The 22,134-nt window shown below is 73.8% G+C and carries 23 protein-coding genes; 9 read left to right on the top strand and 14 right to left on the bottom strand.

What is annotated here, in order from left to right; translation table 11 throughout:
• Positions 1-30 precede the first annotated feature (30 nt).
• The 5 genes from ACWENR_RS09075 to ACWENR_RS09055 form a co-directional block, all read right to left on the bottom strand.
• The gene (locus ACWENR_RS09075; RefSeq protein ID WP_452276486.1) at positions 31-1,383 is read right to left on the bottom strand and encodes a carbohydrate-binding protein; all 1,353 of its coding nucleotides are present in this window, start codon (positions 1,381-1,383) and stop codon (positions 31-33) included.
• Positions 1,384-1,458: 75 nt separating this feature from the next.
• Positions 1,459-2,778, bottom strand: coding sequence for a cytochrome P450 (locus ACWENR_RS09070; RefSeq protein WP_452276485.1), 1,320 nt, complete (start codon positions 2,776-2,778; stop codon positions 1,459-1,461).
• The gene (locus ACWENR_RS09065; RefSeq protein ID WP_452276484.1) at positions 2,775-3,551 is read right to left on the bottom strand and encodes an alpha/beta fold hydrolase; all 777 of its coding nucleotides are present in this window, start codon (positions 3,549-3,551) and stop codon (positions 2,775-2,777) included. The genes ACWENR_RS09070 and ACWENR_RS09065 overlap by 4 nt, the downstream gene beginning before the upstream one ends.
• 234 nt (positions 3,552-3,785) lie before the next feature.
• Positions 3,786-5,060, bottom strand: coding sequence for an MFS transporter (locus tag ACWENR_RS09060; RefSeq protein WP_452276483.1), 1,275 nt, complete (start codon positions 5,058-5,060; stop codon positions 3,786-3,788).
• A gap of 55 nt (positions 5,061-5,115) precedes the next feature.
• Positions 5,116-5,538: an acyl-CoA thioesterase gene (locus ACWENR_RS09055; protein ID WP_452276482.1), complete on the bottom strand. Its 423-nt coding sequence runs from the start codon at positions 5,536-5,538 to the stop codon at positions 5,116-5,118.
• Between the two features lie 108 nt (positions 5,539-5,646).
• Between ACWENR_RS09055 and ACWENR_RS09050 the strand changes: the two genes are divergently transcribed.
• Positions 5,647-6,234, top strand: coding sequence for an adenylate kinase (locus ACWENR_RS09050; RefSeq protein WP_452276481.1), 588 nt, complete (start codon positions 5,647-5,649; stop codon positions 6,232-6,234).
• On the opposite strand, the gene ACWENR_RS09045 is transcribed toward ACWENR_RS09050, so the two are convergent.
• The 3 genes from ACWENR_RS09045 to bla form a co-directional block, all read right to left on the bottom strand.
• Positions 6,203-7,831 carry an isovaleryl-CoA dehydrogenase gene (locus tag ACWENR_RS09045; RefSeq protein WP_452276480.1) on the bottom strand — a complete coding sequence of 543 codons (1,629 nt, stop codon included), beginning with the start codon at positions 7,829-7,831 and terminating at the stop codon, positions 6,203-6,205. The genes ACWENR_RS09050 and ACWENR_RS09045 overlap by 32 nt on opposite strands.
• Complete coding sequence (locus ACWENR_RS09040) at positions 7,828-8,427, bottom strand: TetR/AcrR family transcriptional regulator (protein ID WP_452276479.1); 600 nt, start codon at positions 8,425-8,427, stop codon at positions 7,828-7,830. The genes ACWENR_RS09045 and ACWENR_RS09040 overlap by 4 nt, the downstream gene beginning before the upstream one ends.
• Before the next feature lie 81 nt (positions 8,428-8,508).
• Positions 8,509-9,459, bottom strand: coding sequence for a class A beta-lactamase (gene bla, locus ACWENR_RS09035; protein ID WP_452276478.1), 951 nt, complete (start codon positions 9,457-9,459; stop codon positions 8,509-8,511).
• A gap of 392 nt (positions 9,460-9,851) precedes the next feature.
• Between bla and ACWENR_RS09030 the strand changes: the two genes are divergently transcribed.
• Positions 9,852-10,475 carry an STAS domain-containing protein gene (locus ACWENR_RS09030; RefSeq protein WP_452276477.1) on the top strand — a complete coding sequence of 208 codons (624 nt, stop codon included), beginning with the start codon at positions 9,852-9,854 and terminating at the stop codon, positions 10,473-10,475.
• 6 nt (positions 10,476-10,481) lie between these two features.
• On the opposite strand, the gene ACWENR_RS09025 is transcribed toward ACWENR_RS09030, so the two are convergent.
• Together ACWENR_RS09025 and ACWENR_RS09020 are read right to left on the bottom strand one after the other, a co-directional pair.
• The gene (locus tag ACWENR_RS09025) at positions 10,482-11,381 is read right to left on the bottom strand and encodes a hypothetical protein (RefSeq protein WP_452276476.1); all 900 of its coding nucleotides are present in this window, start codon (positions 11,379-11,381) and stop codon (positions 10,482-10,484) included.
• A 162-nt stretch (positions 11,382-11,543) separates the two neighbouring features.
• Positions 11,544-11,885, bottom strand: a complete 342-nt coding sequence (locus ACWENR_RS09020) for an MmcQ/YjbR family DNA-binding protein (RefSeq protein ID WP_452276475.1) — start codon at positions 11,883-11,885, stop codon at positions 11,544-11,546.
• Between the two features lie 79 nt (positions 11,886-11,964).
• On the opposite strand from ACWENR_RS09020, the gene ACWENR_RS09015 reads away from it, so the two are divergent.
• The 5 genes from ACWENR_RS09015 to ACWENR_RS08995 all read left to right on the top strand — a co-directional run bounded on the left by ACWENR_RS09015 (position 11,965) and on the right by ACWENR_RS08995 (position 14,718).
• Positions 11,965-12,705, top strand: a complete 741-nt coding sequence (locus ACWENR_RS09015) for a YqjF family protein (protein WP_452276474.1) — start codon at positions 11,965-11,967, stop codon at positions 12,703-12,705.
• Positions 12,706-12,807: 102 nt separating this feature from the next.
• Positions 12,808-13,266, top strand: a complete 459-nt coding sequence (locus ACWENR_RS09010; RefSeq protein ID WP_452276473.1) for a DUF2975 domain-containing protein — start codon at positions 12,808-12,810, stop codon at positions 13,264-13,266.
• On the top strand, positions 13,266-13,472 hold the full coding sequence (locus tag ACWENR_RS09005) for a helix-turn-helix domain-containing protein (RefSeq protein ID WP_091094605.1): 207 nt from the start codon (positions 13,266-13,268) through the stop codon (positions 13,470-13,472). The genes ACWENR_RS09010 and ACWENR_RS09005 overlap by 1 nt, the downstream gene beginning before the upstream one ends.
• A 94-nt stretch (positions 13,473-13,566) precedes the next feature.
• Positions 13,567-13,731: a hypothetical protein gene (locus ACWENR_RS09000; RefSeq protein ID WP_452276472.1), complete on the top strand. Its 165-nt coding sequence runs from the start codon at positions 13,567-13,569 to the stop codon at positions 13,729-13,731.
• A 57-nt stretch (positions 13,732-13,788) separates the two neighbouring features.
• Entirely contained in the window at positions 13,789-14,718 is a 930-nt protein-coding gene (locus tag ACWENR_RS08995) for a diacylglycerol/lipid kinase family protein (RefSeq protein ID WP_452276471.1), read from the top strand.
• Here ACWENR_RS08995 and ACWENR_RS08990 read toward each other — a convergent pair.
• On the bottom strand, positions 14,715-15,134 hold the full coding sequence (locus tag ACWENR_RS08990) for a winged helix-turn-helix transcriptional regulator (RefSeq protein WP_452276470.1): 420 nt from the start codon (positions 15,132-15,134) through the stop codon (positions 14,715-14,717). The genes ACWENR_RS08995 and ACWENR_RS08990 overlap by 4 nt on opposite strands.
• Positions 15,135-15,210: 76 nt before the next feature.
• On the opposite strand from ACWENR_RS08990, the gene ACWENR_RS08985 reads away from it, so the two are divergent.
• Positions 15,211-16,086: an SDR family NAD(P)-dependent oxidoreductase gene (locus tag ACWENR_RS08985; protein WP_452276469.1), complete on the top strand. Its 876-nt coding sequence runs from the start codon at positions 15,211-15,213 to the stop codon at positions 16,084-16,086.
• A gap of 92 nt (positions 16,087-16,178) precedes the next feature.
• Here ACWENR_RS08985 and ACWENR_RS08980 read toward each other — a convergent pair whose 3' ends face one another.
• The 3 genes from ACWENR_RS08980 to ACWENR_RS08970 form a co-directional block, all read right to left on the bottom strand.
• Positions 16,179-16,586, bottom strand: coding sequence for an SRPBCC family protein (locus ACWENR_RS08980; protein WP_452276468.1), 408 nt, complete (start codon positions 16,584-16,586; stop codon positions 16,179-16,181).
• Positions 16,583-16,894, bottom strand: a complete 312-nt coding sequence (locus tag ACWENR_RS08975) for an ArsR/SmtB family transcription factor (protein ID WP_452276467.1) — start codon at positions 16,892-16,894, stop codon at positions 16,583-16,585. Before ACWENR_RS08975 ends, ACWENR_RS08980 begins: the two co-directional genes overlap by 4 nt.
• A 94-nt stretch (positions 16,895-16,988) precedes the next feature.
• Positions 16,989-17,534, bottom strand: a complete 546-nt coding sequence (locus ACWENR_RS08970) for a winged helix-turn-helix domain-containing protein (protein WP_452276466.1) — start codon at positions 17,532-17,534, stop codon at positions 16,989-16,991.
• Between the two features lie 209 nt (positions 17,535-17,743).
• On the opposite strand from ACWENR_RS08970, the gene ACWENR_RS08965 reads away from it, so the two are divergent.
• Positions 17,744-22,117: a S8 family serine peptidase gene (locus tag ACWENR_RS08965; protein WP_452276465.1), complete on the top strand. Its 4,374-nt coding sequence runs from the start codon at positions 17,744-17,746 to the stop codon at positions 22,115-22,117.
• Positions 22,118-22,134: the final 17 nt, after the last annotated feature.

Genomic DNA, 22,134 nt, shown 5'->3' with positions numbered 1-22,134 from the left:
GGGCGGGGACCCGGCATCCGCCCGGACGCCTCAGCGGCCCTGGAGGCCCCTGACGTTGTCGCCGAAGGTCCAGCCCTTGGATCCGTCCCAGTTGATCGACCAGGTCATCAGCCCCTTGAGGCGGCCGCCGTAGTTCTGCCACGCCTGGGCCACCGTGGCGGGTGCCATGTGGCCGCCCCCGGCGCCGGGCTGCGCCGGCAGGCCGGGGACCTGCTTGTCGTACGGGACGCGGATGGTGGTGCCCTGCACGACCAGCCCGGCGTCGAGGCAGTCGGTCTGCTTGGTGAAGCCCTGCACCGTGCCGGCCGGGTAGGAGTCGCCGGAGCAGCCGTACATGCTGCCGTTGTAGTACTGCATGTTCAGCCACCAGAGCCGGCCGTTGTCGGCGTACCGCTTGATGATCGGCAGGTACGCGCCCCAGATCGAGCCGTAGGTGACGCTGCCGCCGGTGACGTACGCGGTCTCCGGCGCCATGGTGAGGCCGAACGTCGGGGGCATCTGCGCGAGCACCCCGTCGATGATGCGGATCAGGTTCGCCTGCGACGGGGAGAGCTGGGAGATGTTCCCGCTGCCGGTGAGCCCGGTCTCGATGTCGATGTCGATGCCGTCGAAGTTGTACCGCTTGAGGATCGGCACGACGGTCGCGACGAACCGGTCGGCCACCGCGGCCGAGTTCAGGTCGATCCCGGCGGCGGCGCCGCCGATCGACATCAGGATGGTCAGCCCGGCCGCCTTGGCCCGGCACATCTCGGCGGGGGTCGGCACCCGGACCGTGCTGTCCATGCCGTCCTCCCACAGCACGGTGCCGTCGGCGCGGATCACCGGGAACGCCGCGTTGACCACGTTGTAGCCGTGGGCGGTGATCCGCGGGTCGGTGATCGGGATCCAGCCCAGCGGCGGATGGACCCCGTTGGCCGCGCCGTCCCAGTTCTCCCAGTAGCCCTGGAGCACCTTGCCGGCGGGCTTCGGCTTGCCGGCGCACGTCTCGGGGCCGGGCGGAGTGGACGTGGGCGTCGGGCTGGGGGAGGAGGTGGCGGTCGGCGTCGGGGTGGGGGAGGGGGACGCGGTGCCGGTGGGCGTGGGCGACGGTGTGCCGTCGCACGCGCCCAGGTCGGTCCAGAGCGAGGGTGTGGCGGCCGGGTTCCAGCCGGCGCCGGGCGGCGGGGTGTGCGTCACCAGCGCCTGGTAGGACCGGCCGGCGTAGCTGACCCGGCTGCCGGCGGGATAGGTGGTGCCCTCGGCCCAGGCCGGGGCCGTGCAGGCGGCCAGCGTGCTGCTCGGGCCGCTCGCCGTCGCCGCGACGCCGCCCACGGTCGGCAGTACGGCGGCGGCTACCAGCGTGACTCCGGCCAGCAGGGCGGGCATCGTCCGTCGAAGTCGCATGACATTCCTCCTCGTCGATGTGGACGGGAGGCTATCAGTAAACCTTGTTAAAAGTAACCGTCGGGGCGAGCCCGGTCACCGGCGGCGCCATCGGATCGGCAGGCGCTTCACGCCCCGCTGGAAGTTCGAGCGCAGGTATTCGGGCGGACCGGCGTACGCGATGTCGGCGGTGCGTTCGAGCAGCGCCTCGAACAGCGCCCGCACCTGGCACCGCGCCAGGTGCGCGCCGAGGCAGAAGTGCGGCCCGTGCCCGAAGACGAGGTGCGGGTTCGGGCGGCGGGCGAGGTCGAGCCGGTCGGGGTCGGCGAAGACGCGTTCGTCGCGGTTGGCCGACGCGAACGAGACGACCACCTTGTCCCCGGCCCGCACGGGCACGCCGCCGATCGTGGTGTCCGACGTGGCGGTGCGCCGGAACACCATCACCGGTGTCCACCAGCGCAGCAGCTCGTCGACGGCGGTGTCGAACAGGGCCGGCTCCCGCCGCAGCCGCTTGAGCTGCGCCGGGTGCTCCAGCAGGGCGATCATCGCGCCGGGCAGCCCGTTGCGGATCGTCTCGTTGCCGGCCACGGCGAACAGCCAGAACATGTTCTCGAACTCGTCCACCGAGAGCCGGTCGTCCCCGTGCCGCGCCAGCAGGACGGACATCACGTCGTGCCCCGGGCTGCTCCGCTTCGACCCGGCCAGCAGCTGGGCGTACGCGTACAGGTCGGCCATCCCGGCCCGGGTGCGCGGATCCGGCATCCGGCCGTCGGGGCCGGGCGCGGGCCGGTGCCGCAGCGCCTCGCGGGCCGCGTCGGTGCCGCCCCGCGCGTCGAACGCCGCCGACACCGCGTGGTCCGGATCCTGGAAGCCGATCACCCGGTTCGACCAGTCGTAGAGCAGCCAGCGGTCGGGCTCCGGCACCCCGAGCACGTCCGCGAGCGTGAGCAGCGGCAGGTCGGCGGCGAGATCGCGGGCGAAGTCGCAGCCGCCCTCGTCGGCGTCGCCGAGCGCGCGCTCGACGAGCGCCGTCGCGTTCGCGCGGATCGACGCCTCCAGCGCGGCGACCGCGCGCGGGGTGAACGAGCGGGCGACGGGTCGGCGTAGCCGGCCGTGCTCCGGCGGGTCTATGTTGAGCATCATCCGGCGCACGTAGTCCAGGTCCCCGGGCGTGGCCGGGTCACGGATCTGGGTGGCGCCGAGCCAGGACGAGAAGAGCCGCGGCTGCCGGAGCACGTCCGTCACCTCGGCGTGCCGGAGCACCAGCCAGAACCCCGGCCCGCCGGGCAGCCCGAGCAGCGGTGGCTCCTCGACCCACACCACCGGGCCGGCCGCCCGCAGCGCCGCGAGCAGGTCGTACGGTACGCCCTCGACGAAGGTGCGGGGATCGACGAGGGGCGCGGGATCGACGCTCACCGCCCGAGGAACTCCTCCAGCACCGTGACCAGCCGCACCGGCGTCTCGAACATCGCGTAGTGGCCCGCGTTGGCGAGCACCTCGAGCCGGGCGTTCGGATAGTGGCGTAGCCAGGTCTCGCGCATCGTGTCGGCGCCCAGGGCCGGATCGTGCTCGCCGACGACCGCCAGCGCCGGCACCGGGTTGCCCTTCACCTCGTCGGTGAAGTCGGTGCGCGCCCAGGCGGTGAGGTAGGCGCCGAACGCCTCCCGGGTGCAGTTGTCGAGGGAGAACCGCACCATCTCGTCCAGCCAGTGGCCGGACAGCCGGTTGCCGGTGGTGAGGTCGATGATGGCGCGCCGGTTGGCCGGGTTGTCGGCCGCGCCGTCGAACAGCGCCCAGCTTCGCAGGTCGAAGGGCACCCCGCCGGCCGGGACGGGGCTGATGCCGACGAGGCGCTCCACCCGGCCGGGCGCGTCGGCGAGCACCCGCTGCGCGGCGCTGCCGCCCATCGAGTGCCCGACCACCGAGAAGGTGTCCCAGCCGAGGGAGTCGGCGAGGTGCAGGGCGTCGCCGGCGACCTCGGCGATGGTGTGCTCGCCCGCGACCCCCGTCCGCGCGCCGTACCCGCGACAGTCCAGGAACGCCCAGGTGAAGCGGTCGGTGTCGATCAGATCCGGCAGCGGGCCCCAGCCCCGCGCCGACCCGAACCAGCCGTGCAGGGCCAGTACCCGGCGCGGCCCGTGGCCCACGCTGACCGGGCCGGCGTCGGTGCCGGGGTGGTTGTTCGTCATGACGGCGGCTCCTCGAATGCGGCGCCGAGTCCTCCGGTGGACGGCCCCGGAGCCGGCGAGGCGGACGCTGCGGTGTGCCCGCGACCGTAGTCGGCGAGCGGACCGAATGGAAGAGCGGCGAGGTGCGTCGCGGCGGCCTCCGTCGCGGCGGCCTCCGTCGCGCCGGCCTCCGTCGCGGCGGCCTCCGTCGCGGCGGCCTCCGTCGCGCCGGCCGTGTGCGCGGGCGGCGGTGGGTCAGGCGGTGGCCCGCTCGGGCTCCGGCTCGCGGACGACCGGCTCCGACCCGGCCCGTCTGATCGGCGTGACCGCCCCGCCGACCGCGACCAGCAGGCACCCGGCGCCGGCGACGAGCGTGACCGCGGTGACGCCGTACCGGCCGGCGGCCCAGGTCAGCACGGCGGCGCCGGCGGGCCCGAGGGAGTAGTGCGTGCTCCAGAAGGCCGACGTGACCCGCCCGAGCAGGTGGTCGGGCGTGATCTCCTGGCGCAGCGACATGGAGCAGATCCCCCCGACGCTGACCCCGCACAGGTAGACGGCGGTCAGCGCCGTGACGCCGGGCACGGTGCCGGCCACGCCGATGCCGGCGACGGCGAGACCGGACACCGCGACGGCGCCGATCCAGGTGGCGCCGAAGCCGCGCCGGCGGCGCAGCGGCGCCACCAGCAGCGCCCCGGCTACCGTGCCCACCGCCGCCAGGCCGAGCACCGTGCCGATCGTGCGGTCGGAGCCGCCGAGGTCGTGCTTGACGTGGTAGATGAGCACGTCGGTGAGGCCGTACGTCAGGAAGATGAAGATCGACAGCAGGACGGTCAGCGCGCGGAGCACGGGCTGCCGCCGCAGGAACCGCGCGCCGGCCAGCAGCTCGGCCAGCCGGCTCTCCCGTCCCACCCCGTCGGGCCGTTCGTCCCCGGCGGACCGTCGGAGCCGGACCAGCCAGAGGCCGGCGGCCGACAGGGCGAAGCTGGCCGCGTTGACGGCGACGGCCACCGTCGGACCGAACCGGGCGGAGGCGACCCCGGCGAGCAGCGGCCCCGCCACGGCCGCCGTGGCGTACGTCGCCTGCAGGCGGCCGTTGGCCTCGGTGATCCGGTCCCGGTCGACGAGGTTGCGCACCGCGGTCACCGCGGCGACCTGGAACACCATGCCGACGGCCTCGCAGATCGGCAGCACGACGAAGAGCAGCCAGACCTGCGGGCCGGCGAGCCAGGCCAGGGGAATGAGACCGTAGAGCACCAACCGGGCCACGTCGGCGGCGATCATCAGGCTCCGCCGGTCGTAGCGGTCGACCAGGACGCCGCCGAAGATCCCCGCGCCGACGGACGCGGCGCCGGCCACGGCCGTGAGCAGACCCATCTGGGCCACCGACCCGGTCGCGTGCAGCACGAGCAGCGGCACCGCGATGTAGGCGAACGAGTCGCCGACGGAGGAGAGCGACTGCGCGGCCCAGTACGCGCCGAAGTCGCGGTCGCGCCACAGCGGACGTCTCACCGGCCCGACGCGTGCACGCACACCGGCGAGGGTATCGGCCCGCCGCCCCGCCGGCCGCCCCCGGCGCGGCCGCCGCTCAGAGGCTCATCGGCTCGGGATCGGTCGCCAGCGCCCGGAACCGCCCCCGGGGGTCGGGCACCAGCCGCCGGGCGGACAGGTCGAGCACGCCGCCCACGCCGGTCAGCGTCGCGACCCGGACGCCGTCGGCGCGGACGTAGTCCTGCTCGATCTCGAAGGTCTTGCCCTCGCCCCAGCGGAACGCGCAGGACACGTCCACCTCGTCACCGCCGCGCAGCTCCCTGAGGTATCGCAGGGTGACCTCCAGGGCGACCGGCCCCACCCCGGCGGCCAGGAGCCGCGCCTGCGTGATGCCGGCCGCCCGCAGGCACTCCCACCGGGCGTGCTCGCCGTACTGCAGGTAGACGGCCTGGTTCAGGTGGCCCTGGGTGTCGAGCTCGTAGCCACGGACGGTGACGCGCACCCGGAACGGATCTGCCATGCGGCAAAGCCTACGGACGGGTACGACAGTAACGGGCGGGACGCCGCGCGGGCGCCGCCAGGGCCGGCGCGACGGGCCCCGCGGGCGCCACCGGCGTACGCTGCGGTGGTGAGCGCCCCGTCCCGCATCCTGGTCTACGGGGTGTACGGGGCCGGCAAGTCCACCCTGGCGGCGCGGCTCTCCGAGCGCCTGGGCCTGCCGTGGCACCCGGTCGACGACCTGCTCTGGGAGCCCGGCTGGGTGGAGGTGCCAATCGCGGTGCAGCGCAGCCGGATCGAGGCGCTCTGCCGGCGCGACCGCTGGATCCTCGACGGGGCGTACCACGGCTGGCGCGACGTGGTGCTCGCGCGCGCCGACCTGGTCGTCGGCCTGGACTATCCGCGCTGGCTCTCCTTCTGGCGGCTGCTGCGCCGCACCCTCCGCCGGCTGCTGACCGGGGAGGAGATCTGCAACGGCAACCGGGAGTCGCTGGGCAGCGTGCTGTCCCACGACTCGATCCTGGTCTGGCACGTCACGGCGTTCGGCCGGGCCCGGCGGCGGATGCGGGCCTGGCAGGCCGATCCGACCGGGCCGCCGGTCCTGCTGTTCCGCTCCCCGGCGGCCCTGGACCGCTGGCTGGCCGGCCTGCCCGTCCCGCCGGCCAGGCCGTCGGCGCCGGAGGCCCTCAGGCCACCTTCGGCACGGCGCGGTCGATGATCGCGGCGAAGTCCACGCCGGCCGGCAGGGTGCCGTACGCCTGGCCGTGGTCGCCGCCGAGCCGGGAGGCGCAGAAGGCGTCGGCGACGGCCGGGTGGCCGTGCCGCACCAGCAGCGAGCCCTGGAGGACCAGGGCGAGTCGCTCCACGACGCGACGGGCCCGCAGTTCGAGGTCGTCGCGGTCGGACAGTTCGGCCCGCACCTGCCGCACCGCGGCGTCGAGCCGCGCGTCGGCGCCGGCGGCGGCGCACACCTCGGCCTGGAACGCCTCCATGACCTGAGGTTCCCGGCCGATGGCGCGCAGCACGTCCAGCGCCGCGACGTTGCCGGAGCCCTCCCAGATCGAGTTCAGCGGCGACTCGCGGAACAGCCGGGGCAGCCCGGACTCCTCGACGTAGCCGTTACCGCCCAGGCATTCGAGGGCCTCGGCGGCGTGCGCCGGCCAACGCTTGCAGACCCAGTACTTGCCGACGGCGAGGGCGAGCCGTTTGAAGGCGGTCTCGCCGGCGTCGCCGCGCGCGGACCGGTCGGTCGCTCCGGCGAGCCGCGTCATGAGCACGGTGGCGGCCTCGGACTCGACGGCGAGGTCGGCGAGCACGTTGCGCATCAGCGGCTGGTCGACCAGGTAGCGGCCGAAGGCCCGCCGGTGGGTGGCGTGGTGGGCGGCGGTGAGCAGGCCCTGCCGCATCCCGGCGGCCGCCCCGACGACGCAGTCGAGGCGGGTCAGGTTGACCATGTCGATGATGGTGCGTACGCCCCGGCCCTCGTCCCCGACGCGCCAGGCGACGGCGTGCTCGTACTCGACCTCGGCGGAGGCGTTGGACCGGTTGCCGAGCTTGTCCTTGAGGCGCATCAGCCGCATCGGGTTGCGCGTGCCGTCCGGCAGGACGCGGGGGACGAGGAAGCAGGTGAGCCCGCCGGGCGCCTGGGCGAGGGTGAGGAACAGGTCGCACATCGGCGCCGACGTGAACCACTTGTGCCCGACGAGCCGGTAGGTGCCGTCCGGCTCGGGGTGGGCGGTGGTGGCGTTGGCGCGTACGTCCGAGCCGCCCTGCTTCTCCGTCATCGACATGCCGGCCAGCAGCCCCCGCTTCGCCAGCGGCGGGCGCAGCCCGAAGTCGTACGTGCGGGCGGTGAGCAGCGGCTCGTACCGGGCGGCCAGCTCCGGGGCGTGCCGCAGCGCGGGCACCGCCGCGTACGTCATCGAGATCGGGCAGCCGTGCCCGGCGTCGGGACGCCAGACGTAGAACTTGGCCGCCCGCGCCACGTGGGCGCCCGGCCGGTCGTCCGCCCACGGGGCGGCGTGCAGGCCGTGCGTGACCGCGGTGCGCATCAGTTCGTGCCAGGCGGGATGGAACTCCACCTCGTCGATCCGGTGGCCGTAGCGGTCGTGGGTGCGCAGGACGGGCGGGTGGTCGTTCGCCAGCCGCCCCTGCTCGGCCGCCTCCTCGGCGCCGCCGATCCGGCCGAGCTCGTGCAGCTCGGCGGCGGCCCAGCCGGCGCCCTCCCGCGCGAGACCGTCGAGCAGCGCCGGATCGTCGGCCGTGTCGTGGCCGACCATCGGAGGGACCTGGTTGAAGACCTCGTGCGTCGTCACGGCGACACTCCCAACGCGCGGTGGATGAAGGTGATCAGGCCGGGGACGGTGCCCGGGCCGGCGACGCCGGCCGCGAGCGGGCCGACCATGGCCTCGGCCAGGGCGCCGACCAGCGCGGCCGCGGTCAGCTCCGGGTCCTGCGCGGGCAGTTCGCCGCCCGCGACGCCCGCCGCGACGTAGCCGGCGATCAGTTCGGCGTACGCGCGGCGGAAGACCAGCCGCTCGGCGTCGACCGCGGGATCGACCGGCTCGGCCAGCAGGGCGTACGCCAGCCGCGGCGACTTCAGCGCGCGACCGCAGAACGTCTCGACGACGGCGGCGACCTGCTCGGCGGCGGTCGACTCCAGCGCGGCGGCCCGCGCCACCGCCTCCACCTCGCGTCGGGAGGCGGTGCGGAACACCTCGGCGAACAGGTCGGCCTTGGCGGGGAAGTGCCGGTAGACGGTGCCGGTCGCCACGCCGGCCCGCTCGGCCACGGCGGCGACGGAGCAGCCGGCGTAACCGGCCCCGGCCATGATCTCCAGCGCGGCGGCGATGATCCGCTCCCGCGACGCGTTCAGCCGAGCCCTGACCCGCTCGGTGCTCCGGTAGACCACGCAAGGATTGAACCATCATTCAAACCTTGGCCACAAGACGCGGCGACCGTCGGGGCCGTGCCCCGGGTGGCCCGGCGCGGGTCAGGTGAGCGTCGCCACCACGTGGGCGGCCGCCTCGGCGAGGAGCGCCTGGTCGTACCGGGCGTCCCGGGTGTCCTTGCTGGACATGATCGAGACGACGAGGGGGGCGGCCCGCGGGGGCCACACGACGGCGATGTCGTTGACGGTGCCGTAGTCGCCCGTCCCGGTCTTGTCCGCCACCGTCCAGTCCTTCGGCACGCCCGCCCGGATACGCCGGGCGCCCGCCCCGGTGGCGTTGCGTTCCAGCAGGCCGCGCAGGAAGGCGCGCTTGTCCGGCGGCAGGGCGTCGCCCAGCACGATCCTCTGGTAGTCGGTGCCGATGGCCCGGGGCGAGGTGGTGTCGCGCGGGTCGCCCGGGACGGCCGACACGATGTGCGGCTCGAAGCGGTCCATCCGCGTGACGGTGTCGCCGAGGCCGCGGACGTACGCCGTGAGCTCGGCGGGACCACCCAGGTCGCGGAGCAGCAGGTTGCCGGCCGTGCCGTCGCTGAAGCGGACCGCGGCGTCGCAGACCTGCCGGATCGTCATCCCCGTGGCCACGTGCCGGCGGGTGATGGCGGAGCTCTTCATCAGGTCGCGCTCGGCGTACCTGACGACCGTGTCCAGGTGCGACAGCGGGTTGCGGTGCAGCACCGCCGCTGCCGCCAGCCCCTTGAACGTGGAGCAGAAGGCGAACCGCTCGTCGGCCCGGTGGGCGACGGTGGCGCCGGTGCCGGTCGCGAGGGCGTACACCCCGAGGCGGGCGCCGTACTTCCGCTCCAGCTCGGTCAGGCGGGGGTCGCGGCCGTCCGGCGCGGCGGTGGGGGAGGGGGACGCGGCGGACGAGGAGCTGGGGGTGGGGGCGGCGGCGGGCGTCCCGTCCTTGGCGCAGCCGGCCAGTGGCAGTGCCGCCGCCATTCCCAGCAGGGCGCGGCGGCTGACGGTCGGTGGCGTCGAGGCGTGACGGATCATGAGCACTCCAGTTTCGCGGGCGCGGGGAGCCGGGCGGGCCCGCGCGGTGTCCCGCAGTCGGCAGGGGCAGGAACGACGAGGTCGAGCGGTCGACCCGGGCGGCTCCGCAAGATCCCGTCCTGGGTTACACGCACGGTCACCCCACGGCGGTTGCCGGGCCCCGCCGTCGATCTCGTTCATCCCGGCAGGGCCAGGTTGTCACGCAACTGACACACGTTCGCACGGTCGCCGCCAACCCGGCCCGGCACGTTTGGCTGCCGGCGGGCTCGCCACGGCCGGCGCGGCGACGCGTGGGCAGGGGCAGCGAGCGGGCACCGAGCTCCGCCACCGCGACCGGCTCTTGGCGGTGGCCACGACGCCAGCGCGCTCCACCAGACAGGAAGGACACCAGGATGACCGTCGTCCCGGAGCAGCACCGGATGACACTGATCTGCGACACCTGCGGCGACACCGTCGCCGCGACCGCGGACGTCCTGACCGACGCCGACGTCGTCTGGGCCCTGGTCGCCGAGCACGGCTGGAGCGGCTCGCCGTTCGCGGCCGGCCCGCACCGCTGCCCCCACTGCGGTCTGCTGCCCGCCTCCGGGGGCGGGCCCGCGCCGTGCGGGGACCACGGCCCGGGCGGCATCCTCGGCATCGACCACCTCGGCGACGCCACCGTCGTCTCGGCCACCGGCGACATCGACCTCGACAGCGGCGACACGCTCCGGGCCGCCCTGCGGCACGCCGCCGACATGGGCGGACACGTCGTGGTCGACCTCAGCCGGGTGCACGTCATCGACTCCACCGGGCTGGGCGTGCTCGTGCGCGCCCATCGCGACGCCCGCGACCGCGGCGTCACGCTCTGCCTGGTCGCGCCGCCCGGGTTCGTCCGCACGGTGCTGCGCACCATGCGCCTGGACGCGGCCCTGCCCGTCCTCGACAGCCGCGACGAGGCCCTCGCCCGGCTGACCGGGGCCCGGCCGGCTCCGCCGGGTGTCGGCACCGGTGCTCCGGCTCCCGCCCGGCCGCGCTGACCGGGCCTACGCCCGTACGGTCGTCGCCCACCCGCCGGTCGCGTCGGCGGCCTGCCGCTCCCACGCCGGTGCGCCACCCCGGACGGGCCAGGCCCGCGTCCTGCCCTCCGTCGGCTGGGCGGCGCACGCCTCGGCGAACCGGCGGGCGAGCGCGTCCGCCGCCCGGAGCGGGTCGGCGCCGCTGCGGGCGGCTTGCGCGGTCACCCGATCCGCCAGCGCGACGTGGGCGGCGACCTCGCCGTCGCCCACGACCTCGGGATCCGCCAGGAGCGACAACGCCAGGACCGCCGGATCGACCTCCTCGGCGAGGGCCGCGACCAGACGGCAGTGGCCGTCCAGCAGCAGGTAGCCGTCGAACGCGCTCACCCACCACAGCAGGATCGGCGGCAGCACCCGCTCGCGGGCCTGCCTGCGGTACGCCTTGACGCGGGCGGCGTCGACGTCGGGCAGCCGCCGCAGGGGAAGCACGCCGTTCCAGCCCACGCCCAGCCAGTCGAGGTAGGCGGCCGGATGGTCCCGGACGAGGTCGCCGCGCAGGCAGTACGGCGGCAGCCGACGGGGGCCGAGGGCCCACCGCCCGTCGTGCAGCGGCCCGGTGTCGGCGTCGTACAGCCAGGACGCGAACCGGTGCGCCCAGCGGCCGTGCCACGGCGCGCCACCGCACGGGCCGGTCCGCCGCGCGTCGTCGGCGCGCAGGGGAGGCAGCGGCGAGACGTACTCCCCGGTCCGGTACACGTGCATGCCGTGGTTCCCGGGGTGTGCCCTGCCGAACAGGACCGGGCGGTGCCGCTGGCGCAGCAGCAGGCGTCGGCCCGACGCTACCTCCGGGCGCAGGTCGGGCGATCGCCGACCGGTGACACCCAGCCCGAGGGCACCGTCGAGCGTGTACAGGTTCGTCCGACGCACGGGTCGAGCCTAGGCGAGCGACGCACGGGTCGAGCCTGGGCGAGCCGACCGGGCGGCGGCGGAGCCGCGTCGGCGTCCGCCGGTACGGCGGCGGAACCGAGCCCGGCGTGCTCGGCGGAGAGAGGTTCCGAGAAGCTGGCGGTGAGGTCGGTCGCGCGGCTGTCAGTGGCCGAGGCGCTGCCGGGCGAGGAACTTGGGCACCACCATCCGCCAGGCCTCCGTCACCAGCTCGGTCATCTGGTCGTGGTCGAGCCGGGCGAGACGGCAGCACACCCAGTTGAACCGCAGGTCGGCGGCGCCGGGCAGGAAGAACAGGTCCGGCTCGGCGGCGACGAGGCCGTCCCGCTGCTCCTTCGGGTAGCCGAAGCCCATCGTCTGCTCGTCGCGGGAGAACGCCACGTAGACGATCGAGCCGACCCGGAACTTCACCCGGTCGCGGACGAGGTGCTCGCTGCTGCGCGGCAGCGTCCGGGCCAGCGCGCGGACGTCGTCGACGGTCACCACGGGTACGACCGTAGCGGCGGGCACCGACAGTTCGCCGGCGTGGTCGGCCGCCCGCCGTGCGCCGGGGCACGATGGACGCGTGCACATCGAGCCGGTGGACTGCGCACCCGAGCAGGCGTTCCCGCGAGCCGTGCTGCGGCAGCGCTGGGAGGACCTCACCTTCCTGCACTGGGCGGTCGCGCCCGAACGCGTCGCGCCGCTGCTGCCGGCCGGCACCCGGCCGGACACCCTCGACGGGCTGACCTACGTCGGCCTGATCGGCTTCCGCATGGTGGGGCTGGGCCTCGGCCGGGGGCCGGGAGTGCCGTACTTCGGCACCTTCTGGGAGACCAACGTCCGGCTCTACTCGGTCGACGCCAGCGGGCGGCGGGCCGTGGTGTTCCGCTCGCTCGACGCGTCCCGGCTGGTCCCGGTGCTGGTCGCGCGCGCGACCCTGCGGCTGCCGTACCTGTGGTCGGCGATGCGGCTGGAGCGCGACGGCGACCGGCGCACGTACCGGTGCCGGCGTCGCTGGCCCGGTCCCGCCGGGGCGACGAGCCGGATGGAGGTCAGGGTGGGCCGAGCGATCGCCGACCCCAGCCCGCTGGAGCACTTCGTCACCGCCCGCTGGGGCCTGCACACCCGGGCGTACGGTCGCACGCTGCACCTGCCGAACTGGCACCCCCGCTGGCCGCTGCACCGCGCCGAGCTGCTGCACCTGGACGACGAGCTGGTCGCGGCCGCCGGGCTGCCCGCGCCGACGGGGCCGCCGGCCAGCGTGCTGTATTCGCCCGGCGTGCCGGTCCGGTTCGGCCCGCCCGCCCGCAGCGACGTCCCGTAGTCCGCGCCCCGCCCGTGCCCGGACCGGCCGGGAAACGGCAAACCTATTGACTTTCGATAGGTAGCGAGTGATAGTCGATGTATGTTTGCTGAGCATCGAGCGGTGGCGCCGCTCAGAGTCTTCCTCGTGCTGCTGTTCGGGATCCTGGTCATGCTGCAGACCTTCTCGCTGCCCGGGCAGTTCGCGCACATGGCCGAGGAGTCGCCGGACCAGGCGTACCTGAGGTGGCCGATGACGGCGGTGGCGGTGTTCTGGGTGCTGTGCGTCCAGGTGGTCATCGTGGCGACCTGGAAGCTGCTCACGCTGGTCAGGAACGACCGCATCTTCAGCGACGCCTCGCTGCGCTGGGTGGACGCGATCGTGTGGGCGATCGTCGCCGCCTGGGTGGTGCTGCTGGGCGTGTTCCTCTTCGTGGGCTTCCGCGCGTCGGATCCCGGGCTGCCGCTCCTGCTGTTCCTGCTGCTGGTGGGCGTGGCGGCGCTGGGGCTGCTCATGGTGGTGATGCGCGCGCTGCTGCGGCAGGCCACGACGCTGCGCACCGACATGGAAGCGGTGATCTGATGCCCATCGTCGTGCGGATCGACGTCGAGCTGGCCAAGCGCAAGATGAGCGTCGGCGAGTTCGCCGAGCGGGTCGGGCTCACGCCGGCGAACGTGGCGGTGCTGAAGAACGGCCGGGCCAAGGCGGTGCGGTTCAGCACGCTGGAGGCCATGTGCCGGGTGCTCGACTGCCAGCCCGGCGACCTGCTCGAGTGGGTCGAGGAATGACCCGCCACGACGCTCCCCGCGCCGGGGACGTCGACCCCGTCGGCCCGCGCACCGGCCCGGCCGGCGGCGCGGCCGACCCGTGGAAGGAGACCCCATGAAGTATCTGCTCGCCCTCGTCGCCGTCCTCGCCGTCGCGGTCGGCGTCGCCGGGGTCGTGTACGGGGAGGCCGACGACTCGCCGGGCCTGCAGCTCCTGGGCGTCGTGCTCGTCGTCGCCGCGATCGCGTTCGGCGTGCGGATCGTCCGGCGCGGCAGGTAGCGCGGCGCGCTCCGACCGGGCGCGGTCGCGGGCCCGCCGGCGCTAGGGTCGGGCCCTATGCGGACGAAGCAGGAGCTGAGTGCTGCCATCCGGCGGGAGCGTCGCGCGGCGCTCGTCGTCAACGCCCACTCCCGCCGGGGCCGCCAGCTCTACGAGGAGACCCGGTCGCGGCTGGTGGCCGCCGGCTTCACCCTGCTCGCCACGTGCCCGGTCGACCGCCCCGCCGAGCTGGAGCGCAGCCTCGCCGCCGCCGTCGACCTCGGGCCGGACCTCCTGGTCGCCGCCGGCGGCGACGGCACGATCGGCACCGCCGCGCGCCTGCTCGCCCACCGCGACGTCGCGCTCGGCCTGCTGCCGCTGGGCACCACCAACAACTTCGCCCGCACGCTGGGGATCCCGCTCGACCTGGACGCGGCGGTCGCCGTCCTCACCGACGGCAAGGTGATCGACGTCGACCTCGGCCTCGTGGGCAGCATGCGGTTCACCAACCACGTCGGCATCGGCCTCTCCGCCGACGTGATGCTGAGCACGCCGCCCCGGCTCAAGCGGGTGGCCGGCCGGCTCGCGTACCCGGCGACGGCCCTGGCGCTGCTGGCCCGGCACCGGCCGCTGCGCGCCGCCGTGCGCGCGCAGGGGCGGGAGCACGAGTTCGTCACCCATCAGCTGTACGTCGCCAACGGCGGCTTCCACGCCGGCCGGGTGATCACCGCCGACGCGAACGCCGACGACCGGCTGCTGGTGGCGTACCCGGTGGGTGGCCCCACCCGGCGCGGGCTGCTGCGCGACACGGCCCGCAACGCGGCCACCGGCCATCGCCGCACCCTCGGCGACGAGCCGTTCCTCGCCGTACGGGAGCTGTGGCTGGAGACCGACCGGCCGGCGCCGGTGGAGGTCGACGGGGAGCCGTACGGCGAGACCCCGGTCCGGATCGGCCTGGACCCCAACGCGCTGCGCGTCATGGCCGCCGCCGACAGCCCGGACCGCTAGCCGCTGTGGGCCGAAGGATCGTTGCCGAGCCGGTTGGCCGCGATGGCGGGCTGGTTCGCCACGGCCCACCCGGCGAGGGTCGACAGCGGCTCCAGTAGCGACCTGCCGAGAGGCGTGAGGCTGTACTCCACGCTGGGCGGGTTGGTCGCGAACACCTCGCGGCGAACCAGCCCGTCGCCCTCCAGGCCGCGCAGCGTGCGGGTGAGCATGCGCTGGCTGATGGCTTCGATGCTCCGGTGGAGTTCGTTGAACCGGTGCGGTCGTCGGCCGAGCAGCACCACGACGAGCACCGTCCACTTGTCACCGATCCGACGCAGGACATCGGTCACCGGGCACCGTTCGTGCTCGTCGCCGGGGACCGGGTTCGGCAGCGCCGTGTCGAGCGGGGCGGGCACACCGCTGTTCGTTGCTGACATCAAAATGCCTTCTTCCGTGATCCCGGCCGACTACGAACGATAGGGGCTACCTACCAGAGGTAACCAGGGAGAACCGATGGTCAACCAGCACGACGACGTGGTCCTTGAGCGAGGAGCCCGGGCCGTGGTCGTCACCGGCGGCAGCGACGGCATGGGACGTGCGCTCGTCCTCGGTCGAGCTGCGCGCGGCGACCGCGTCCTCGCCGTCGGAAGCAACCCGAGCAAGGGCGAGCGACTGATCGCCGACGCCAGGAAGGCGGGTCTTCACGGCCGGATCGAGTTCCTGGCGGCCGATCTCAGCACGATCGCGGGTAACCGGGCGGTGATCGATCACGTCGCGGCCGGGTACGAGAGCGTCGACGGTCTGGTGCTGGTGGCGAATCGTCAGTCACCGAAGCGCGTGGAGACGACCGACGGATTCGAGTCGACCTTCGCCCTCTACTACCTCAGCCGGCATCTGCTCGGCCACGGGCTCATGCCGCTGCTGTCCGCCGGCTCGCGCCCGGTGATCGTCAACATCGCCGGTGTCGGAACCAGGTCGGGGCGGGTCCACTGGGACGACCTTCAACTGCGGCACCGCTACCGCACCGTCACCGCGCAGCTCCAGGCGGCGCGCGCGAACGACCTGCTGGGAGTGGCGATGGCAGAACAGTTCGGCGACCGGGTCCCCTACGTTCTCTATCATCCCGGTTTCACCCGCAGTGGCGACTCCGCGATGGAGCAGCTCAACCGCCTGACCCGCGCGGTCGTCAAGTCCCTCGCCGCAGTCGCCGCCCGACCCGTCGAGCGGGCGGTCGCACCGGTGCACGGCTTCCTCGACTCGCCTCCCGGGGCGCCCCTGACCGCGATGGACCGCGGTGACCCGGTGCCGCTGGATCTGGCGACCCTCGACCCGGCCGCAGCGCGACGCCTCGCCGACACGACGGCCCGGCTGCTCCGTAACCTGTCCTGATTCCGCACCGCCGACGCCCGGACCGGCGGCGACGGTGCGGCGAAGTCGGCCCGCGACGTCGGTCGTCGACCCGGCGCGCGGCGGGTCGGAGCTCAGCCGGCGGTCTGGGCGGCGGTGCGGGCGAGTTGCGGCAGCACCTTGTCGCGCCAGCCGGGGCCCATCCGGTCGAAGGCGTCGCGTTCGGACTTCCGGCCGAAGTCGAATCCGCTGTGCTCGAAGAACAGTCGGGTGCCGTGGCCCTCCGCCACCAGTCGCCAGGTCAGCGTCCACGTCTCGTTGAACGTGTAGACCAGCCGCTGCTCCGGGACCACCTCGAGCACCTCGCAGGGCACCGCGCCCCAGCCGGGCATCTGGAGGTGGAAGCGGTGGCCGACGCTGGCGGCGATGTCGCCGGGGACCCACCAGCGGGCGTGCAGTTCGGGGTCGGTGAGCGTGCGCCAGACCCTGCTCGGCGGGGCGTCGACGAACTGGTCGACGGTGATGGTGTCGGTGGCGGTCACCGGTCCTCCTCGGCGGCGTCGGCGAGCGAGCGCAGCCGCTCGCGCCAGAAACGTTCGAACGGGTGCAGCCAGTCGCCGACCTGGGCGAGCGGCTCCGGGGTCAGGTGGTAGTGCCGTTGCCGGCCCCTCGGCTCGTCGTGCACCAGCGCCGCGCGCCGCAGCACCTGCAGGTGCTCGGCGACGGCCGGCCGGCTCAGGTCGAACTGGTCGGCGAGGTCGCCGGCCGTCCGGGGCCCCTCGGCGAGCAGTCGCAGCAGCCTGCGCCGAACCGGGTTGGCCAGGGCGAGGAACACGTCGTCGTCGGGCACCCCTCGAAAATATGTCGGAGGTTGCCGACATGTCAAGGATTTCCGACGCGTCGGTGCCGGCGCGGGCGACGCGGGCTGCCCAAGTCAGGCAGCCTCACGAGCCGCCGACCCTCGGCTGTCGATGGTCGGTCAGCCGGAACCCGACACCCCGCACCGCGTCGATGGTCACGCCGGTGCCGAGCCCGGTGAGCTTGCGCCGCAGCCGCTTCACCAGGGACTGCACGTCGGATCTGCGCCGCAGCCCCTCGTCCCGCCAGACCGACCGGTGCAGCTCGGCGTAGCTCCAGACCCGGATCGGCTCGGCGGTCAGGCAGGCCAGCAGGTCGTGCTCGAGCCGGGTCAGGTTGACCTCCCGGCCCCGGCTGCGGGCGGTCGACCGGGCCGAGTCGATCAGCAGGGTGCCGTCGGTGGCCTCGGACGCGGCCACGGGCGCCGGGTCGGACGACGCCGGGGGGAGTCGCTGCGGGGCCGCGATCAGCCTGCGCAGCTCGTCGAGGTCGGAGACCAGGAGCAGCGGCGCGACGCCGTCGAGGCGTTCCGCGAGCCGGATCCGCTCGGCCGGCGACGGCGTCACCGCGATCACAAGCGGGAACGGCCCCTCCCCGGCGGCCGGGGCAACTATTAGCGACAGATTGCTCACGTCGCGTTCTTGATCGTCCTTTCATGTCGATCATAGTGTCCAGACGGGCAGCCGGCGTGACCCGCGCGGTGCCTTGGGGGGCACAGAGGGGTCGGTTCCGGCACATCCACACGGGATGCGAGTCCCTGCACCCTCCACCATGGCTCGTTCCACTCTGGGTCGTTCTGGAGGAGGCACCACCGATGTTCAGACGTCTACCCACCAGGCGTATGGCCAGATCCCTGGTCAGCGCCGGCGCGGCGATGGTCCTCGCCGCGACAGGCCTGGCCGCGACCGGCACAGGCGCACAGGCAGGGGCGCAAGCGACCTCCCCGGCCGACAAGATCCGGCCGGAGCTCACCCGGCAACTCCAGGGCAAGACCGAGGGCGACTTCTGGATCCGCTTCCGGGACAGGGCGGACCTGGGCCGGGCCAGCGCGATCAAGGACTGGGACGAGCGGGGCACGGCGGTCGCCGCGGCGCTGAAGAAGACCGCCGCCGACAGCCAGACCAAGATCCGGGCCGAACTCGACGGCGCGGGCGCGAAGTACCAGACCTTCTGGGCGACCAACGCGATCAAGGTGAGCGGCGGATCGCTGGCGATGGCGCAGAGCTTCGCCGCCCACGCCGAGGTCGAGGGCCTGTACGCCCCGGTCGCCTACGCGGTCCCCGAGGTCACCAAGGGCACCGACGAGAAGACGGTGAACGCCCTCGAGTGGGGCATCGCCAACATCAACGCCGACGACGTCTGGTCCCAGTACGGCGTCAAGGGCGCCGGCATCACGGTGGCGAACATCGACACCGGCGTCCAGTTCGACCACCCGGCGCTGGTGAACTCCTACCGCGGCAACAACGGCGACGGCACGTTCGACCACAACTACAACTGGTTCAACGCCGCCGGCACCTGCGCCGCCGCGCCCTGCGACAGCAACGGCCACGGCACGCACACGATGGGCACGATGGCCGGCTCGGCCGGTGCGAACCAGATCGGCGTCGCCCCCGAGGTGAAGTGGATCGCGGCGAACGGCTGCTGCCCGAACGACGCGGCGCTGGTCACCTCCGGGCAGTGGATGCTCGAGCCGACGGACCTCAGCGGCCAGAACCCGGACGCCAGCAAGCGGCCGAACATCATCAACAACTCGTGGGGAACCACGATCCCGTCCAACGACCCGTTCATGGAGGACGTGACCCTCGCCTGGACCGCGTCGGGCATCTTCGGGATCTGGTCGAACGGCAACAGCGGCTCGGCGTGCCAGACCAGCGGCTCCCCGGGCAGCCTGGTGAGCAACTACTCGGCCGGCGCCTACGACGTCAACAACAACATCGCCGCCTTCTCGTCCCGTGGCGCCGGCCAGAACGGCGAGATCAAGCCGAACATCGCGGCGCCCGGCGTGAACGTCCGGTCGAGCATCCCGGGCAGCGGCTACGCCAGCTACAACGGCACCTCGATGGCCGCCCCGCACCTCGCGGGCACGGTCGCGCTGCTGTGGTCGGCGGCGCCGGCGCTGGTGGGCGACATCAACGCCACCCGCGCGCTGCTGGACAACTCCGCGGTCGACAAGGCCGACGCCCAGTGCGGCGGCACCGCCGACGACAACAACGTCTTCGGCGAGGGCCGGCTGGACGCGCTCGCCCTGCTCAACGCCGCTCCGATCGGCGACAGCGGCACCCTGGCCGGCAAGGTGACGGACGCGGCCAGCGGCGCCCCGGTCCCCGGCGCCACGGTGACCCTGACCGGCGCGGCGGAGCGCGAGCTGATCACCGCCGCCGACGGCACGTACTCGTCCCTGCTGCCGGCGGGCGACTACCAGGTCGCGGTGACGGCCTTCGGCTACCAGGGCAGGACGGTCCCGGCGACCGTCGCCAAGGACGCGACCACGACGGTCGACGTCGCGCTGACGGCGGTGCCCAGCGTCACCGTCAGCGGTTCGGTGACCGACGGCTCGGGCCACGGCTGGCCGCTCTACGCCAAGGTGACCGTCGAGGGCGCGTCGGGCGTGTCCGACTACACCACGCCCGCCAACGGCCGCTTCAGCTTCACGCTCCCGGCCTCGGCCACCTACAAGTTGAAGGTGGAGCCGCAGTACCCGGGCTACCAGACCGTCACCAAGGAGGTCGTGGTCCGCGGCGGCAACGTCACCGCCAACGTCGCCGTACCCGTGCAGGCCAACGCCTGCACCACGGCGCCCGGATACACCTACGGCTCGGACGGCGAGTTCGAGACCTTCGACGGCGCCACCGTGCCGGCCGGCTGGTCCGTGGCGGACCACGCGGGCAGCGGCCAGGTCTGGAAGTTCACCGACGAGGGCGGCCGCGGCAACCTCACCGGCGGCGCCGGCAGGTTCGCGATCATCGACAGCGACGAGTACGGCTCCGGTGGGCGGCAGGACACCTCGCTCGTCAGCCCCGTCGTCGACCTGACCGACGTCGCGGCGCCGGTGATCCGGTTCAACCAGGACTACAACTGGCTGGGCAGCGACCGCGCCGACGTCGACCTCAGCCTCGACGGCGGCACCACGTGGACGAACGTGCTCCGGCAGGCGGCCGACGTCCGCGGGCCGCGGGTGACCGAGATCCCGATCCCGCAGGCCGCCGGGCAGGCGCAGGCCCGGGTCCGGTTCCGCTACTACGACGCCTCCTACGAGTGGTGGTGGCAGGTCGACAACGTGCTGATCGGCAGCCAGGTGATCTGCGAGCCCACCAACGGTGGCCTGGTGCTCGGCCACGTCCGCGACAAGAACACCGGCGGCTACGTCAACGGCGCCACCGTCACCAGCGGCGACCGGCCGGCGGAGAAGGCCACCACCGTGGCGACCCCGGACGACCCCGAGCTGGCGGACGGCTTCTACTGGATGTTCTCCTCGCTGACGGGCACGCACCCGTTCACCGCCAAGGCGGCCAACTACGTCGACCAGCGCAAGCAGGTCGACGTCCAGGTCGACTGGGCGACCGCCACGAACTTCCAGCTGGCGGCCGGCCGCCTGTCGATCAAGCCGGCGCAGGTGAGCGGCACGGTCCAGATGCCCACCGGCAAGGTCAGCAAGGCGTTCACGGTCACCAACACCGGCGGGGCCCCGGTCGCCGTCGAGTTCGGTGAGCGCGACGGCGGGTTCACGCTCCTGCGGGCCGACGGGTCCAGGATGAGCAGGCAGGAGGTGCTCGGGTCCACCGGCGCGCCGGAGCAGCGGCTCGACACGCCCACGTCGTTCGCCGCGACGGCCTCCGGCAAGTCCACGACGGCGGCGTCGGCCGCGGTCGGCCCGCAGGCCGAGCCCTGGACCGACATCGCCGACTACCCGGCGAACGTCATGGACAACCGGGTGGTGAACCTCGACGGCAAGGTGTATTCGATCGCCGGCGGCAACGGATCGGCTTCCTCGGCGAAGAACTACGCCTACGACCCGGTCGCGCAGAGCTGGGCCCCGATCGCCGACCTTCCCGGCGCGCGTACCGCCATGACGGTGGGCGTCGTCGACGGCAGGATCATCGCGACGGGCGGCTGGGCGGCGGCCGGACCCGACGGCACCACCTGGTCGTACGACCCGGCGGCCAACACCTGGACGGAGAAGGCCGACAACCCGGCGCCGCGCTCCGCCGCCGGCCAGGCGGTGGCCGGTGGCAAGCTGTACGCCGTCGGCGGCTGCACCACCTCGTCCTGCACTCCGATGTCGAACGACGTCGTCCGGTACGACCCGGGCAGCGACAGCTGGGAGACGCTGCCCGACTACCCGAAGGCGGTGGCGTTCCTGTCCTGCGGCGGGATCGACGGCGTCGTCTACTGCACCGGGGGCAACGACGGCTCCGCCGCGCAGAAGTCCAGCTACGCGTTCGACCCCGGCGCCAACGCCTGGACCGCCGTCGCCGACGCGCCCGCCGACAACTGGGCCAGCTCCTTCGCGGTCGCGGGCGGCAAGCTGCTCGTCGTCGGCGGCTCGCAGGGCGGGGCGATCACCAACGCCGGGTTCGCCTACGACCCGGCCACGGACTCCTGGTCCGGCCTGCCGAACGCCAACACGGCGCGGTACCGCGGCGGCGCGGCGTGCGGCTTCTACAAGATCGGCGGCTCGTCCGGCAGCTTCACGGCCACACCCGACAGCGAGGCGCTGCCCGGGCTCGAGGAGTGCGCCGAGGGAGCGGCCGACGTCAGCTGGATGACGATCGACAGGACGGCGGCCACGCTGGCGCCGGGCGAGCAGGTCACCGTCACCGTCGGGATGACGGCGAACGTCGACCAGCCGGGCACCTACTCCGGTTCGGTCGCCATCAAGGAGAACACGCCGTACACGGTGCCGCCGGTGGCGGTGACGATGAACGTGCGGCCGCCGAGCACGTGGGGCAAGCTGATGGGCACGGTCACGGGGACGAGCTGCCAGGGCGCCGGCGCGCCGCTGCCCGGCGCGGTCGTCCAGATCGACTCGTGGGCGATGTCGTGGACGTTCGCCACCGACGCCGAGGGCAAGTACGCCTACTGGATGGACCGACGGAACAACCCGATGACGATGATCGTCGCCAAGGACGGCTGGAAGCCCCAGACCCGTCAGACGAAGATCAACACCACCACCCCGACGGTGGAGGACTTCGCGCTGTCGCCCATCCGCTGCTGACCCTGCCTGACGCTCCG

Source organism: Micromonospora sp. NPDC004336 (assembly GCF_053602615.1).
This window is presented reverse-complemented; position numbering and strand designations above follow the sequence as displayed.

Excerpts from the sequence above, each read along its gene's own strand:
- ACWENR_RS08985 (WP_452276469.1), top strand. The coding sequence starts at position 15,211 with ATGGTCAACCAGCACGACGACGTGGTCCTTGAGCGAGGAGCCCGGGCC.
- ACWENR_RS09005 (WP_091094605.1), top strand. The coding sequence starts at position 13,266 with ATGCCCATCGTCGTGCGGATCGACGTCGAGCTGGCCAAGCGCAAGATG.
- ACWENR_RS09075 (WP_452276486.1), bottom strand. The coding sequence starts at position 1,383 with ATGCGACTTCGACGGACGATGCCCGCCCTGCTGGCCGGAGTCACGCTG.
- ACWENR_RS08995 (WP_452276471.1), top strand. The coding sequence starts at position 13,789 with ATGCGGACGAAGCAGGAGCTGAGTGCTGCCATCCGGCGGGAGCGTCGC.
- ACWENR_RS09030 (WP_452276477.1), top strand. The coding sequence starts at position 9,852 with ATGACCGTCGTCCCGGAGCAGCACCGGATGACACTGATCTGCGACACC.
- ACWENR_RS09000 (WP_452276472.1), top strand. The coding sequence starts at position 13,567 with ATGAAGTATCTGCTCGCCCTCGTCGCCGTCCTCGCCGTCGCGGTCGGC.
- bla (WP_452276478.1), bottom strand. The coding sequence starts at position 9,459 with ATGATCCGTCACGCCTCGACGCCACCGACCGTCAGCCGCCGCGCCCTG.
- ACWENR_RS09065 (WP_452276484.1), bottom strand. The coding sequence starts at position 3,551 with ATGACGAACAACCACCCCGGCACCGACGCCGGCCCGGTCAGCGTGGGC.
- ACWENR_RS08965 (WP_452276465.1), top strand. The coding sequence starts at position 17,744 with ATGGCCAGATCCCTGGTCAGCGCCGGCGCGGCGATGGTCCTCGCCGCG.
- ACWENR_RS08990 (WP_452276470.1), bottom strand. The coding sequence starts at position 15,134 with ATGTCAGCAACGAACAGCGGTGTGCCCGCCCCGCTCGACACGGCGCTG.
- ACWENR_RS09055 (WP_452276482.1), bottom strand. The coding sequence starts at position 5,538 with ATGGCAGATCCGTTCCGGGTGCGCGTCACCGTCCGTGGCTACGAGCTC.